This window comes from Pseudomonas inefficax, assembly GCF_900277125.1.
Classification (GTDB): domain Bacteria; phylum Pseudomonadota; class Gammaproteobacteria; order Pseudomonadales; family Pseudomonadaceae; genus Aquipseudomonas; species Aquipseudomonas inefficax.
Genome location: NZ_OPYN01000070.1, coordinates 82,761 through 97,178, shown reverse-complemented (window position 1 = coordinate 97,178; position 14,418 = coordinate 82,761). Strand labels below are relative to the sequence as shown.

11 protein-coding genes are annotated in these 14,418 nt (G+C 63.3%); 1 reads left to right on the top strand and 10 read right to left on the bottom strand.

Going from position 1 to position 14,418, the window contains the following annotated elements:
* Positions 1-8 precede the first annotated feature (8 nt).
* Positions 9-1,121, bottom strand: coding sequence for an S-(hydroxymethyl)glutathione dehydrogenase/class III alcohol dehydrogenase (locus tag JV551A3_RS08075; protein WP_016712915.1), 1,113 nt, complete (start codon positions 1,119-1,121; stop codon positions 9-11).
* A gap of 107 nt (positions 1,122-1,228) precedes the next feature.
* Here JV551A3_RS08075 and JV551A3_RS08070 point away from each other — a divergent pair, with 107 nt between their 5' ends.
* Positions 1,229-2,125, top strand: a complete 897-nt coding sequence (locus JV551A3_RS08070) for a LysR substrate-binding domain-containing protein (protein ID WP_133970548.1) — start codon at positions 1,229-1,231, stop codon at positions 2,123-2,125.
* Between the two features lie 132 nt (positions 2,126-2,257).
* On the opposite strand, the gene ispD is transcribed toward JV551A3_RS08070, so the two are convergent.
* The 9 genes from ispD to rnhB all read right to left on the bottom strand — a co-directional run bounded on the left by ispD (position 2,258) and on the right by rnhB (position 14,417).
* Complete coding sequence (gene ispD / locus JV551A3_RS08065; protein ID WP_085619276.1) at positions 2,258-2,965, bottom strand: 2-C-methyl-D-erythritol 4-phosphate cytidylyltransferase; 708 nt, start codon at positions 2,963-2,965, stop codon at positions 2,258-2,260.
* Positions 2,962-3,243 carry a cell division protein FtsB gene (gene ftsB / locus JV551A3_RS08060; protein WP_004375443.1) on the bottom strand — a complete coding sequence of 94 codons (282 nt, stop codon included), beginning with the start codon at positions 3,241-3,243 and terminating at the stop codon, positions 2,962-2,964. The genes ispD and ftsB overlap by 4 nt, the downstream gene beginning before the upstream one ends.
* 168 nt (positions 3,244-3,411) lie before the next feature.
* Entirely contained in the window at positions 3,412-4,701 is a 1,290-nt protein-coding gene (gene eno, locus JV551A3_RS08055; RefSeq protein ID WP_025337986.1) for a phosphopyruvate hydratase, read from the bottom strand.
* Positions 4,702-4,854: 153 nt separating this feature from the next.
* Entirely contained in the window at positions 4,855-5,700 is an 846-nt protein-coding gene (gene kdsA / locus JV551A3_RS08050; RefSeq protein ID WP_019097123.1) for a 3-deoxy-8-phosphooctulonate synthase, read from the bottom strand.
* Positions 5,701-5,703: 3 nt separating this feature from the next.
* Positions 5,704-7,332 (bottom strand): CTP synthase, encoded by a 1,629-nt coding sequence (locus JV551A3_RS08045; protein ID WP_112251065.1) that lies wholly within the window; start codon positions 7,330-7,332, stop codon positions 5,704-5,706.
* A 269-nt stretch (positions 7,333-7,601) separates the two neighbouring features.
* Positions 7,602-8,885 carry a tRNA lysidine(34) synthetase TilS gene (tilS, locus tag JV551A3_RS08040; protein ID WP_133970547.1) on the bottom strand — a complete coding sequence of 428 codons (1,284 nt, stop codon included), beginning with the start codon at positions 8,883-8,885 and terminating at the stop codon, positions 7,602-7,604.
* Between the two features lie 141 nt (positions 8,886-9,026).
* Positions 9,027-9,974, bottom strand: coding sequence for an acetyl-CoA carboxylase carboxyltransferase subunit alpha (locus JV551A3_RS08030; RefSeq protein WP_133970546.1), 948 nt, complete (start codon positions 9,972-9,974; stop codon positions 9,027-9,029).
* A 107-nt stretch (positions 9,975-10,081) separates the two neighbouring features.
* On the bottom strand, positions 10,082-13,606 hold the full coding sequence (gene dnaE / locus JV551A3_RS08025; protein ID WP_133970545.1) for a DNA polymerase III subunit alpha: 3,525 nt from the start codon (positions 13,604-13,606) through the stop codon (positions 10,082-10,084).
* A gap of 187 nt (positions 13,607-13,793) precedes the next feature.
* On the bottom strand, positions 13,794-14,417 hold the full coding sequence (rnhB, locus tag JV551A3_RS08020; RefSeq protein WP_133970544.1) for a ribonuclease HII: 624 nt from the start codon (positions 14,415-14,417) through the stop codon (positions 13,794-13,796).
* Between the last annotated feature and the right edge of the window lies 1 nt (position 14,418).

Sequence of the window (14,418 nt, the reverse complement as noted above, 5' to 3'; positions counted from 1 at the left end):
GGCAAACCTCAGAAGTGGATCACGCTGCGAATGCTCTTGCCTTCGTGCATCAGGTCGAAGGCCTTGTTGATGTCTTCCAGGCCCATGGTGTGGGTGATGAAGGTATCCAGCGGGATCTCGCCTTTCTCGGACATCTCCACGTAGCTTGGCAGCTCGCTGCGGCCACGTACGCCACCGAACGCCGAACCACGCCATACGCGGCCGGTCACCAACTGGAACGGACGAGTGGCGATTTCCTGGCCGGCACCGGCCACGCCGATGATCACCGACTCACCCCAGCCCTTGTGGCAGCACTCCAGCGCAGCACGCATCAGTTGCACGTTGCCGATGCACTCGAAGGAGAAGTCCACGCCGCCGTCGGTGAGGTCGACGATCACTTCCTGGATCGGGCGGTCGTAGTCTTTCGGGTTGATGCAGTCAGTGGCACCCAGTTGACGGGCGATTTCGAACTTGGCCGGGTTGATGTCGATGGCAATGATGCGCGACGCCTTGGCTTTGACCGCACCGATCACTGCCGACAGGCCGATGCCGCCCAGGCCGAAGATGGCCACGGTGTCACCCGGCTTGACCTTGGCGGTGTTGAGCACTGCGCCAATACCAGTGGTGACGCCACAACCCAGCAGGCAGACCTTTTCCAGCGGCGCTTCTTTCTGGATCTTGGCCACGGAGATTTCCGGCAGCACGGTGTACTCGGAGAAGGTCGAGGTACCCATGTAGTGGAACAGCTGCTGGCCCTTGTAGGAGAAGCGCGTGGTGCCGTCCGGCATCAGGCCCTTGCCCTGGGTGGCGCGGATGGCCTGGCACAGGTTGGTCTTGCCCGAGAGGCAGAACTTGCACTTGCCGCATTCCGGGGTGTACAGCGGGATGACGTGATCACCTACGGCGACCGAGGTGACGCCCTCGCCTACCGCCTCGACGATCGCGCCACCTTCGTGGCCGAGGATCGACGGGAAGATGCCCTCCGGGTCGGCGCCCGACAGGGTATAGGCGTCGGTGTGGCAGACACCGCTGGCGACCACGCGCAGCAGCACTTCACCGGCCTTGGGCATGGCCACGTCGACTTCGACGATTTCCAGGGGTTTCTTGGCCTCGAAGGCTACGGCAGCACGGGACTTGATCATCAAAGGTCTCCAGACAGAGGGTCGATTCAGTCTGGCAGTGTAATTCACCGCCTTTTGATGAATAATCCGGCCAAAGACAAAACATTATTGCCATACAGGGATAATCAATGAGCAGCCGCTGGGAAGGCATCGACGAGTTTGTCGCCGTGGCCGAGTCAGGCCAGTTCACCGCGGCCGCCGAGCGCCTGGGGGTTTCCTCGTCGCATATCAGCCGGCAGATTGCCCGCCTGGAGGAACGGCTACAGACGCGCCTGCTATATCGCAGCACCCGGCGGGTGACCCTGAGCGAGGCCGGGCAAACATTTCTGCAGCACTGCCAGCGCCTGCAGGATGGCCGCGAGGAAGCCCTGCGCGCCATGGGCGACCTGGCCAGCGAGCCCAAGGGGTTGCTGCGCATGACCTGCGCGGTGGCCTATGGCGAGCGCTTCATCGTGCCGCTGGTGACACGGTTCATGGCGCTTTATCCGCAACTGCGGGTGGATGTGGAACTTAGCAACCACACCCTCGACTTGGTGCATGAAGGCATGGACCTGGCCATCCGCCTCGGCCGTTTGGCCGACTCGCGACTGGTGGCAACCCGCCTGGCGCCACGGCGCATGTACCTGTGCGCCTCGCCGGCTTACCTGGAACGTTATGGCCGGCCGCACAGCCTGTCGGAGCTGGCGCGGCACAATTGCCTGGTGGGCAGTTCGGACTTGTGGGCGCTGCAGCAGGACGGCCGCGAGATCAGCCAGCGAGTACAGGGCAACTGGCGTTGCAACAGCGGGCAGGCGGTGCTGGACGCGGCGCTGCAGGGCATGGGGTTGTGCCAGCTGCCGGACTATTACGTGCTGGAGCACTTGAACAGTGGCGCGCTGGTGTCGTTGCTGGAGGCGCACCAGCCACCGAACACGGCGGTGTGGGCACTGTATCCGCAGCAGCGGCACCTGTCGCCGAAGGTGCGGCGGCTGGTGGATTACCTGAAGGAAGGGTTGGCGGGGTTGCCGGAGTATCGGCTGGGCTGAAGAGAAGCGTTGGCTGTGCCGGCCCTTTCGCGGGTAAACCCGCTCCCACAGGTACTGCATGAACCCTAAGGGATGCGCGGTCCCTGTGGGAGCGGGTTTACCCGCGAAGAGGCCGGTACAGTAGGAAGATGTTCAGCGGCGCCCTGCCCAGCGCTGGCGCAACCACTCCAGGTCTTCCGGCCGGGTCACCTTGATGTTGTCGCTGCGCCCTTCGACCAGCCGTGGCGCCTGGCCAGACCACTCGATGGCGGAGGACTCGTCGGTCACCAGCACATCCGACACCAGGCACTCGGCCAGCGCCCGATGCAACGCCCCCAGGCGGAACATCTGCGGCGTATAGGCCTGCCAGATGGTGCTGCGGTCTACGGTAGCGCCCACCCGGCCATCGGCATCGGCGCGCTTGAGGGTATCGCGCGCCGGCACCGCCAGCAGGCCACCCACCGGGTCGTCCGCCAGCTCCGACAACAGCTTGTCCAGGTCGCTGCGCGCCAGGTTTGGTCGCGCGGCATCATGCACCAGCACCCAGTCACTGTCCGCGGCCCCTTGGGCATGCAGCATCAGCAAGGCATTGAGCACCGAGTCGGCACGTTCGCGGCCACCCGCTGCGCGCTGGATGCGTGGGTCGCTGGCGCAGCGCAGGCGAGGCCAGTACGGGTCATCTTCGGCAATGCTGACCACCACGCCCTTGAGCATCGGGTGGCCAAGAAAACAGTCGAGGCTGTGCTCGAGAATGGTCTGCCCAGCCAGCTCCAGGTACTGCTTGGGGCGGTCGGCAGCCATACGGGCGCCTACGCCCGCAGCAGGAATCACGGCCCAGAAGGCCGGTAAGGTTTCGATCATTTCTGTGGCAACTGGAAGAGGGTTTCGCCCTCTTTGACCATTCCCAATTCGTGGCGAGCCCGCTCTTCAACGGTCTCCATGCCTTTTTTCAGCTCCAGCACTTCGGCATCGAGCACGCGATTGCGCTCGAGCAAGCGCTCGTTTTCGGCATGCTGCTCGGCAATCTGCTGCTTCAGCTCGGTCACTTGCGCCAGGCTGCCGTTACCCACCCACAGGCGGTACTGCAGGCCACCCAGTAGCAGTAGCAGGACGAGGAACAACCAATAGGGACTGCGCATCACGTTATCCAGATTAAAAAGGCTGCCCGGGTATTTTTACTTCGGGGCCTCGAATAGCACGAAGCCTGGCCGAGGCCAGGCTTCGTCGACAGAAACCCGTTGAAATGTAGGAAAGAACAGTACGAACGTTCCTACAACTCCGGCTGCTGTCTTTTTACCATCTCTTGCTTAGCCGCGAAACTCGGCACGACCGCGGTAAACCGCTTTGGCACCCAGTTGCTCTTCGATGCGCAGCAGCTGGTTGTACTTGGAAACGCGGTCGGAACGGCACAGCGAGCCAGTCTTGATCTGGCCAGCAGCGGTACCCACGGCCAGGTCGGCAATGGTCGAGTCTTCGGTTTCACCGGAACGGTGCGAAATCACCGCGGTGTAACCAGCAGCCTTGGCCATCTGGATGGCCTCCAGGGTTTCGGTCAGCGAGCCGATCTGGTTGAACTTGATCAGGATCGAGTTACCGATGCCCTTCTCGATGCCTTCCTTGAGGATCTTGGTGTTGGTCACGAACAGGTCATCGCCAACCAGCTGCACCTTGGTGCCGATCTTGTCGGTGAGGATCTTCCAGCCAGCCCAGTCGGACTCGTCGAGGCCATCTTCGATCGAGATGATCGGGAAGCGCTCGGTCAGGCCTTTCAGGTACTCGGCGAAGCCTTCGGCGTCGAACGACTTGCCTTCGCCAGACAGGTTGTACTTGCCGTCTTCGTAGAACTCGGAAGCCGCGCAGTCCAGGGCCAGGGTCACGTCGGTGCCCAGCTTGTAGCCGGCTTTCTCGACGGCTTCGGCGATGGCGCCCAGGGCGTCTTCGTTGGAAGCCAGGTTAGGAGCGAAACCACCTTCGTCACCAACGGCGGTGTTCAGGCCACGGGCCTTCAGCACGGCTTTGAGGTGGTGGAAGATTTCGGTACCCATGCGCAGGCCGTCGGAGAAGGTCTTGGCGCCAACCGGCTGAACCATGAACTCCTGGATATCGACGTTGTTGTCGGCGTGCTCGCCACCGTTGATGATGTTCATCATCGGTACCGGCATCGAGTACTGGCCCGGGGTGCCGTTCAGGTTGGCGATGTGCGCGTACAGCGGCAGGTCCTGGTCCTGGGCAGCGGCCTTGGCGGCAGCCAGGGACACGGCCAGGATGGCGTTGGCGCCCAGCTTGGCCTTGTTCTCGGTACCGTCCAGTTCGATCATGGCGCGGTCCAGGCCCTTCTGGTCGGCAGGGTCCTTGCCCAGCAGCAGGTCACGGATCGGGCCGTTGATGTTGGCGACGGCCTTCAGCACGCCTTTGCCCAGGTAACGGCTCTTGTCGCCATCACGCAGCTCCAGCGCTTCGCGCGAGCCAGTGGAAGCACCGGACGGCGCGCAAGCGCTGCCGATGATGCCGTTGTCGAGCAGTACATCGGCTTCCACGGTGGGGTTGCCACGCGAATCGAGAACTTCACGACCTTTGATGTCGACGATTTTTGCCATTGTTGTAAGCACTCCAGAATTGACGAAAACAACTTAGCTTAGGAAATTCTTGCCGTTCACCGGGCGGACATGCAGTGGGCAGGCCGGGTGAAGGGAACCCCTGACCGGCTGGTCAGGGGTGGATCGGACGGTACTTTACCCGAGAATCGAGCTTTACGCGGTTTCTACCGTCGGAAAACTTTTCACCAGGTCGTCCAGTTGCTTGAGCTGGGCCAGGAACGGCTCCAGTTTGTCCAGGCGCAGGGCACATGGGCCATCGCACTTGGCATTGTCCGGATCGGGGTGGGCTTCGAGGAACAGCCCGGCCAGGCCCTGGCTCATGCCAGCCTTGGCCAGGTCGGTGACCTGGGCACGGCGGCCACCGGCGGAGTCGGCGCGACCACCCGGCATTTGCAGGGCGTGGGTCACGTCGAAGAACACCGGGTACTCGAACTGCTTCATGATGCCGAAGCCGAGCATGTCCACCACCAGGTTGTTGTAGCCGAAGCTCGAACCACGCTCGCAGAGGATCAACTGGTCGTTACCGGCCTCCTCGCACTTGGCCAGGATGTGCTTCATTTCCTGGGGTGCGAGGAACTGGGCCTTCTTGATGTTGATCACCGCGCCGGTCTTGGCCATGGCCACCACCAGGTCGGTCTGCCGCGAAAGGAAGGCCGGCAGCTGGATGATGTCGCACACCTTGGCTACAGGCTCGGCCTGGTAGGGCTCGTGCACGTCGGTGATGACCGGCACGTTGAAGGTGCGCTTGATCTCTTCGAAGATCTTCAGCCCTTCTTCCATGCCCGGGCCACGGTACGAGGTTACCGACGAACGGTTGGCCTTGTCGAAGCTGGCCTTGAACACGTACGGGATACCGAGCTTCTCGGTCACCCGCACGTACTCCTCGCAGACCTTCATTGCCAGGTCACGGGACTCCAGGACGTTCATGCCGCCGAACAGGACGAACGGCTTGTCGTTGGCGATCTCGATGTTACCGACGCGAATGATCTTCTGGGTCATTGATCAGGCCTTGTTCTTCTGAGCCAGGGCTGCCTTGACGAAGCCGCTGAACAGCGGGTGGCCGTCACGCGGGGTCGAGGTGAATTCCGGGTGGAACTGGCAGGCGACGAACCATGGGTGGTCCTTGGACTCGACCACTTCCACCAGCGCACCGTCTTCGGAACGGCCGGAAACCACCAGGCCAGCGTCGACCAGTTGCGGCAGCAGGTTGTTGTTCACTTCGTAGCGGTGACGGTGACGCTCGGTGATCACGTCTTTGCCGTAGCAGTCGTGCACCTTGGAACCGGCGGCCAGCTGGCAGTCCTGTGCGCCCAGGCGCATGGTGCCACCCAGGTCGGAGGCTTCGTTGCGGGTTTCGACGGCACCGGTGGCATCGGCCCACTCGGTGATCAGGCCGACTACCGGGTGGCCGCTGTTGCGGTCGAACTCGGTGGAGTTGGCGTCTTTCCAGCCCATCACGTTACGGGCGAATTCGATCACGGCCACCTGCATGCCCAGGCAGATACCCAGGTATGGCACCTTGTTCTCACGGGCGTATTGCACCGCGGTGATCTTGCCTTCCACGCCGCGCAGGCCGAAACCGCCCGGCACCAGGATGGCATCGGCGCCTTCGAGCAGGCTGGTGCCCTGGTTCTCGATGTCTTCCGAGTCGATGTAGCGCAGGTTGACCTTGGTGCGGTTGGTGATGCCGGCGTGGCTCATCGCTTCGATCAGCGACTTGTACGCGTCCAGCAGCTCCATGTACTTGCCGACCATGGCGATGGTCACTTCGTGCTCGGGGTTGAGCTTGGCATCGACCACCTTGTCCCATTCGGACAGGTCGGCGCCATTGCACTGCAGGCCGAAACGCTCGACGACGAAGTCGTCCAGGCCCTGTGCGTGCAGCACGCCCGGGATCTTGTAGATGGTGTCGACGTCTTCCAGCGAAATCACCGCACGCTCTTCAACGTTGGTGAACAGCGCGATCTTGCGACGCGACGAGGCATCGACCGGGTGGTCGGAGCGGCAGATCAGCACGTCAGGCTGCAGACCGATGGAACGCAGCTCCTTCACCGAATGCTGGGTTGGCTTGGTCTTGGTCTCGCCAGCGGTGGCGATGTACGGAACCAGGGTCAGGTGCATCAGCATGGCGCGCTTGGAGCCCACTTCGACGCGCAGCTGGCGGATGGCCTCGAGGAACGGCTGCGACTCGATGTCACCCACGGTACCGCCGATTTCCACCAGGGCCACGTCGGCATCGCCGGCGCCCTTGATGATGCGACGCTTGATCTCGTCGGTGATGTGCGGGATGACCTGGATGGTCGCACCCAGATAATCACCACGGCGCTCTTTACGCAGCACGTGCTCGTAGATGCGGCCGGTGGTGAAGTTGTTGTTCTGGGTCATGGTGGTGCGGATGAACCGCTCGTAGTGGCCCAGGTCGAGGTCGGTCTCGGCGCCATCGTGGGTGACGAACACTTCACCGTGCTGGAACGGGCTCATGGTGCCCGGATCGACGTTGATGTACGGATCCAGCTTGAGCATGGTGACCTTCAGGCCCCGCGCTTCCAGGATGGCCGCCAGGGAAGCCGAGGCAATGCCTTTCCCCAATGAAGAAACAACACCGCCCGTGACGAATATGTAGCGCGTCATGAAAAACCCTAGAAGTCTGCGTTAAGGCGGCCAGCGCCGCCGGAGAAAGCGAAGGAAGGCCGAAGCCCCCGATCACCTGCGTCAATCACAGTGCATCTCGAAAAACTGCCGCGTCTGTACAGACCAGGGGTATCCCCGGCATGGAGCTCGCTCGTCATTTTCAGAATCAGCCCAGCAAAAAACTGCTTGGTAATCGGCAACTCCTGTGTTTTCGCGGAACCCACAGAAGCTGTATCAAGAAGGGAGGGTAGTCTACCCGAATGTACACTTCAGCTCAAACCTTGCGCGTTCGTCGGCAACTGCCAGCACAGCTGGCAATCAGCCTGCACCAGCCCGGGCAGGTTGGCCACCGCCAGCAGGCGCTCGCCCTGGTACAGCAATGGCAGGCGCGGGCGCAGGAAATGCGGTACCTGCTGTTCGTTGAGCAGGCGCTTTAGGTCGCGTCGGCCGCGGCCGGGGACATCGAGCACTTCACCGCCCTGGCGGTAGGCAATGCGCAAACCGTCCAGCGGCGCTGCGCCAACAAGACGCACACTGCCGTTACCCGGCAACAGCAAAGGCTCGGCGGGATCGGCCCAGGCCAGTTCGCCGACGGGCAGTTGCAGCCAGTCTCCGCTCAACCACCAGATACGCCCATGACTGCGCAGCAGTTGCCCATCGGCAAGGCGCCAGGCGGGCTGGGCGTCGGCTGCGGCATCGCGCAGGTCCGCCCAGCCGGCCCAGTGCCGGGCATCGGGCAGGCGGGCCCGACGGCTCAGCCAGTATTGCAGGGCATTGCGCTGACGGGCCGGCGACAGCGCCACCAGGGTAGTCAGGTCGAGGGAGTCCAGCCCCGGCCAGGCGACCGGCCCGCCCTCCTCCGCGAGCGCCAGGTCATCCTCGGCCAGCTCGTCCAGCAGCCCCTGGGCTTCGCCCAGATGCTCGGCGGCGCGGGCCAGGTTCTGGCTGGCCTGCGGCCAACGTTGCCGAAGTAGCGGAAACACCTCGCTGCGCAGGTAGTTGCGGGCGAATTGTGTGTCAGCGTTTGACGGATCTTCGATCCAGGCCAGCCCATTGGCCTGGGCGTGGTCCTGGAGTTGCTGGCGAGAGCAGCCCAGCAATGGCCTGACCAAGCTGCCCTGCCCTAGCACCCGCTGCCCCGGCATCGCTGCCAGGCCACGCAGGCCTGCGCCGCGCAGCAGGCGGAACAGCAGGGTTTCGGCCTGGTCGTCGCGGTGCTGGCCGGTGAACAGGATGTCGCCTGGGCCCAACACTTGGCGGAAGGCGGCATAGCGGGCGTCGCGGGCGGCCTGTTCAAGGCTGGCGCCGGGGCTGACCTGGACGTGGATGACCTGGAGTTCGATGCCGAGATTGTCACAGACGGTCTGGCAGTGGGCAGGCCAGGCGTCGGCGGCGGACTGCAGGCCATGGTGGACGTGGATGGCGCGCAATGGAGGGGATGCGTGATTGCGGGCGTGGTCGGCCAGCAGGTGCAGGAGGACGGTGGAGTCGAGGCCGCCGGAAAAGGCGATGTACCAGGCTGGGGCGCTGAGCCAGGGGGTGAGGTTGATCATCGAACCCGCACTCCATTCGAGAATGCATTCGCGGGTGAACCCGCTCCCACAGGGATCGCGCCGTTCCAGAGGGCTGCGCAGTACCTGTGGGAGCGGGTTCACCCGCGAACACCGGCGAAGCCGGTGCCATTCATCTCGCTATCAGAGGCCGTAGCTCATCAGGCGATCGTAACGGCGGGCCAGCAGTGCGTCATGGTCGAGCTTGCCGAGCATGTCCAGCTGCTGCACCAGGTCGGCACGGATGCTTTCCGACATCTTCGCCGGGTCACGGTGGGCGCCGCCCAGCGGCTCCTGAATGACCTTGTCGACAATGTTCAGGCTCTTCAGACGCTCGGCAGTGATGCCCATGGCCTCGGCTGCGTCGGCTGCCTTGTCGGCGGTTTTCCACAGGATCGAGGCGCAGCCTTCCGGCGAGATCACCGAGTACGTGGAGTACTGCAGCATGTTCAACTGGTCGCACACGCCGATGGCCAGCGCACCGCCGGAACCACCCTCACCGATGACGGTGGCGATGATCGGGGTTTTCAGGCGCGCCATCACGCGCAGGTTCCAGGCGATGGCCTCGCTCTGGTTGCGCTCTTCGGCGTCGATGCCCGGGTAGGCACCCGGGGTGTCGATGAAGGTCAGGATCGGCATCTTGAAACGCTCGGCCATTTCCATCAGGCGGCAGGCCTTGCGGTAGCCTTCAGGGCGCGGCATGCCGAAGTTGCGGCGTACCTTCTCGCGCACTTCACGACCCTTCTGGTGGCCGATGACCATGACCGGCTTGCCTTCCAGGCGCGCGGTACCACCGACGATGGCAGCGTCGTCGGAGAAGTGACGGTCACCATGCAGCTCTTCGAACTCGGTGAAGATGTGCTCCAGGTAGTCCAGGGTGTAAGGACGACGCGGGTGACGGGCCAGGCGGGCGATCTGCCAGCTGGTCAGGTTGCCGAAGATGCTTTCGGTCAGGGTGTTGCTCTTGTCTTGCAGACGGGCAATTTCATCGCTGATGTTCAGCGAGTTGTCGTTGCCTACCAGGCGCAGGCCTTCGATCTTGGCTTGCAGGTCGGCAATCGGCTGTTCGAAATCGAGAAAATTCGGGTTCATAGTCATCCGTCTTGGGTCTACGGCCAGGCGGCCGGCCGGTTGATCCGTTTGGCGCCCTACCTTAAGGGATCAGGCGCATTCAGGTCGAGATTAAATTTTTTGTCGGTTCAACGATATTGCAGGAAGACGTTCTCACGCCCGAACTGGTCACGCAGCGCCTGAATCAGCCCATCGGCCGGGTCGATCGCCCACTGCTCGCCGAACTGCAGCATGGCCTTGGCGTCGCTGCCGGTGTACTCGAGGGTGATCGGGCAGGCGCCGCGGTGGCGGGTAATCAGCTCGCCCAGCCACTTCAGCCGGTCGCCCTTGAGCGCTTCGTGTGCCACCTTCAGGCGCAGGCTTTCGGCCAGCTTGGTGCGCGCATCCTCCATGGTCATCACCTGCTTCACCCGCAGGCGCAGGCCACCGGAGAAATCGTCGTTGCTGACCTCGCCTTCGACAACCACCATGGCATCGGTCTGCAGCAAGGACTGTGCCGCCATGAAGGCATCGGCGAACAGCGACGCCTCGATGCGCCCGGAACGGTCGTCCAGGGTGACGAAGCCCATCTTGTCGCCCTTCTTGTTCTTCATCACCCGCAGCGCAATGATCATGCCGGCGATGGTCTGAGTCTCGCGTGACGGCTTGAGGTCGATGATGCGCTGGCGGGCAAAGCGGCGAATCTCGGTCTCGTACTCGTCGATCGGATGGCCGGTGAGGTACAGGCCAAGGGTATCCTTCTCGCCCTTCAGGCGTTCCTTGAGGGTGAGTTCGCGCACCTTGCGGTGGTTGGCGTAGACGTCGGCATCCGCCTCTTCGAACATGCCGCCGAACAGGTCGACGTGGCCACTGTCAGCGGTGTGGGCGGCCTGCTCGGCAGACTTGATGGCCTCGCCCAGCGCCGAGAGCAAGGTTGCCCGGTTGATGTCGATGTTGGCCTGGTAGGCCTTGATCTCGTCATGGAAGTGCGGGCCCAGGCGGTCCAGCGCGCCACTGCGGATCAGCGCGTCGAGGGTACGCTTGTTGACCCGCTTGAGGTCGATGCGCTCACAGAAATCGAACAGGTCCTTGAACGGGCCACCCTGCGCGCGGGCCTCGACGATGGCCTCCACCGGGCCTTCGCCGACGCCCTTGATGGCACCCAGGCCGTAGACGATGCGCCCGTCGTTGTTCACGGTGAACTTGAAGTCGGAGAAGTTCACGTCCGGCGCGTCGAGGCGCAGCTTCATGTTGCGCACTTCTTCGACCAGCACCACCACCTTGTCGGTGTTGTGCATATCCGCCGACAACACCGCAGCCATGAACGCCGCCGGGTGGTGGGTTTTCAGCCAGGCAGTCTGGTACGACACCAGGCCATAGGCGGCGGAGTGGGATTTGTTGAAGCCGTAGCCGGCGAACTTTTCCACCAGGTCGAAGATGTTACCGGCCAGGTCTGCATCGATATTGTTGTTGGCACAACCTTCGATGAAACCACCGCGCTGCTTGGCCATCTCCTCGGGCTTCTTCTTACCCATCGCACGGCGCAGCATGTCGGCGCCGCCGAGGGTGTAGCCAGCCATCACCTGGGCGATCTGCATCACCTGTTCCTGGTACAGGATGATGCCGTAGGTCGGTGCGAGCACCGGTTTCAGGCCTTCGTACTGGTAGTCAGGATGAGGGTAGGCGAGCTCGGCGCGGCCGTGCTTGCGGTTGATGAAGTCGTCCACCATGCCCGACTGCAGCGGGCCCGGGCGGAACAGCGCCACCAGTGCGATAAGGTCTTCCAGGCAGTCGGGCTTGAGCTTCTTGATCAGCTCTTTCATGCCCCGCGATTCAAGCTGGAACACCGCCGTGGTTTCGGCCTTCTGCAACAGCTCGTAGGTCTTGCGGTCGTCCAGCGGGATGAAGTCGATGTTCACATCGGGCAGGTTCTTCTTGGCCTGCTCGCGGTTGATGATCTCCATCGCCCACTTGATGATGGTCAGGGTGCGCAGGCCGAGGAAGTCGAACTTCACCAGGCCGGCAGCCTCGACGTCATCCTTGTCGAACTGGGTTACCAGGCCGCCGCCCTCTTCGTCACAGGCGATCGGCGAAAAGTCGGTGAGCTTGGTCGGGGCGATGACCACGCCACCGGCGTGCTTGCCGGTACCGCGGGTCACGCCCTCGAGCTTCAGGGCCATGTCCCAGATCTCGCGGGCGTCTTCGTCGCCCTTGAGGAAGTCGCGCAGGATCTCCTCCTGCTCGTAGGCCTTCTCCAGGGTCATGCCCACTTCGAACGGGATCATCTTCGACAGGCGGTCGGCCAGGCCGTAGGACTTGCCCTGCACCCGCGCCACGTCTCGCACCACCGCCTTCGCCGCCATGGTACCGAAGGTGATGATCTGGCTGACCGCGTTACGGCCATAGGCTTCGGCCACATAGTCGATCACCCGGTCCCGGCCATCCATGCAGAAGTCGACGTCGAAGTCGGGCATGGAAATACGTTCAGGGTTGAGGAAACGTTCGAACAGCAGGTCGTAGGCGAGCGGGTCGAGGTCGGTGATCTTCAGCACGTAGGCCACCAGCGAGCCGGCACCCGACCCTCGGCCCGGGCCGACCGGCACGCCGTTGTTCTTGGCCCACTTGATGAAGTCCATGACGATCAGGAAGTAACCGGGGAAGCCCATCTGGATGATGATGTCCAGCTCGAACTTCAGGCGGTCGAGATAGACCTGGCGCTTTTCTTCGTAATCGGGCGTGGTCTCTTTCGGCCACAGCACTGCCAGGCGCTCTTCCAGGCCTTCGTGGGACACATGCCGCAGGTAGTCATCGATGCCCATGCCGTTGGGGGTGGGGAAGTCGGGCAGGAAGTACTTGCCCAGCTGCACCTGGATGTTGCAGCGCTTGGCGATCTCGACGGTGTTGGCGATGGCGTCGGGCAGGTCGCTGAACAGCTCGGTCATTTCCTCGGCCGACTTCAGGTACTGCTGGTCGCTGTACATCCTTGGCCGGCGCGGGTCGTCGAGGGTCCAGCCCTCACCGATGCACACGCGGGTTTCGTGAGCATCGAAGTCCGACTGCTTGATGAAGCGCACATCGTTGGTTGCCACCAGCGGAGCGCCGAGCTTGTCGGCCAACGCCACGGCGGCGTGCACGTACTCCTCGTCGCGGGCGCGGTTGGTGCGCTGCACTTCGACATAGAAGCGCTCGGGGAACATGCCCATCCAGTCACGCAGCAAGGCCTCGGCCTCATCGCCCTTGCCGGCCAGCAAGGCCATGCCGATGTCCCCTTCCTTGCCGGCGGACAGGGCGATCAGGCCCTCGCTGGCTGGGGCGATCCATTCACGCTGAAGGATGACCAGGCCGTTGCGCTGGCCATCGGTCCAGCCGCGCGAGATCAGCTCGGTGAGGTTGCGGTAGCCCTTGGGGTTCATGGCCAGGAAGCAGATGCGCGACAGCGGTGCTTCCGGATCGGCAGCGGCCAGCCAAAGGTCGGCGCCGCAGATCGGCTTGATGCCGGCGCCCATGGCGGTCTTGTAGAACTTGACCAGCGAGCACATGTTGCTCTGGTCGGTGATCGCCACCGCCGGCATGTTCATCCCGGCCAGTGCCTTGGCCAGCGGCTTGATCCGCACCAGGCCGTCGACCAGCGAGAATTCGGAGTGGACGCGCAGGTGAACGAAGGGAACCGACATGGAAGATCCTGTAGCAGTGCTGAACGACAAGGGCGGGATTGTAGCTTAAATGCGAGGGGGTTTTGGGGCTGCTTTGCAGCCCATCGCGGGCACGCCCGCTCCCACAGGGATATCATCGCCCTCAGGCACGGCGCTATACCCGTGGGAGCGGGCGTGCCCGCGAAGGGCCGCAAGGCGGCCCCAGAGGTCAGATCAGGGAGTCGGTGACGCCTTCACGCGCATCCCACGCCGCCCGCACCGGGGCAAAGGAACGCCGATGAATGGGCGTCGGCCCCAACCGTGCCAACGCCTCGAGGTGCACCGGGGTCGGGTACCCCTTGTGGCCGCCAATGCCGTAACCCGGATAGATCAGCTCGAACGCGCTCATCTCTCGGTCGCGGGTCACCTTGGCCAGGATCGACGCCGCCGCAATGGCCGGCACCTGGCTATCCCCCTTGACTACCGGCGATGCCGGTACGGCCAGTTTCGGGCAGCGGTTACCGTCAATCAGGGCCAGCTTCGGTGTAATGTGCAGGCCTTCCACCGCGCGCTGCATCGCCAACATGGTGGCATGCAGGATGTTCAGGCGGTCGATTTCATCGACCTCGGCGCGGGCGATGCAGAAGCTCAGGGCCTTTTCGCAGATTTCATCGAACAGCGCCTCGCGCCTGGCTTCGGTGAGCTTCTTCGAATCGTTCAGGCCAAGGATCGGGCGCGCCGGGTCGAGGATCACCGCTGCGGTCACCACCGCGCCGCACAGCGGGCCACGGCCCACTTCGTCGACGCCGGCGACCAGGTCCTCGACCAGGTTGAAGTCCAGTCCAATTTGCATG

What these genes read in the sequence shown, in the direction of transcription:
- JV551A3_RS08075 (WP_016712915.1), bottom strand. Translation starts at nt 1,121, where the DNA reads ATGATCAAGTCCCGTGCTGCCGTAGCCTTCGAGGCCAAGAAACCCCTG.
- JV551A3_RS08070 (WP_133970548.1), top strand. Translation starts at nt 1,229, where the DNA reads ATGAGCAGCCGCTGGGAAGGCATCGACGAGTTTGTCGCCGTGGCCGAG.
- ispD (WP_085619276.1), bottom strand. Translation starts at nt 2,965, where the DNA reads ATGATCGAAACCTTACCGGCCTTCTGGGCCGTGATTCCTGCTGCGGGC.
- ftsB (WP_004375443.1), bottom strand. Translation starts at nt 3,243, where the DNA reads ATGCGCAGTCCCTATTGGTTGTTCCTCGTCCTGCTACTGCTACTGGGT.
- eno (WP_025337986.1), bottom strand. Translation starts at nt 4,701, where the DNA reads ATGGCAAAAATCGTCGACATCAAAGGTCGTGAAGTTCTCGATTCGCGT.
- kdsA (WP_019097123.1), bottom strand. Translation starts at nt 5,700, where the DNA reads ATGACCCAGAAGATCATTCGCGTCGGTAACATCGAGATCGCCAACGAC.
- JV551A3_RS08045 (WP_112251065.1), bottom strand. Translation starts at nt 7,332, where the DNA reads ATGACGCGCTACATATTCGTCACGGGCGGTGTTGTTTCTTCATTGGGG.
- tilS (WP_133970547.1), bottom strand. Translation starts at nt 8,885, where the DNA reads ATGATCAACCTCACCCCCTGGCTCAGCGCCCCAGCCTGGTACATCGCC.
- JV551A3_RS08030 (WP_133970546.1), bottom strand. Translation starts at nt 9,974, where the DNA reads ATGAACCCGAATTTTCTCGATTTCGAACAGCCGATTGCCGACCTGCAA.
- dnaE (WP_133970545.1), bottom strand. Translation starts at nt 13,606, where the DNA reads ATGTCGGTTCCCTTCGTTCACCTGCGCGTCCACTCCGAATTCTCGCTG.
- rnhB (WP_133970544.1), bottom strand. Translation starts at nt 14,417, where the DNA reads ATGCAAATTGGACTGGACTTCAACCTGGTCGAGGACCTGGTCGCCGGC.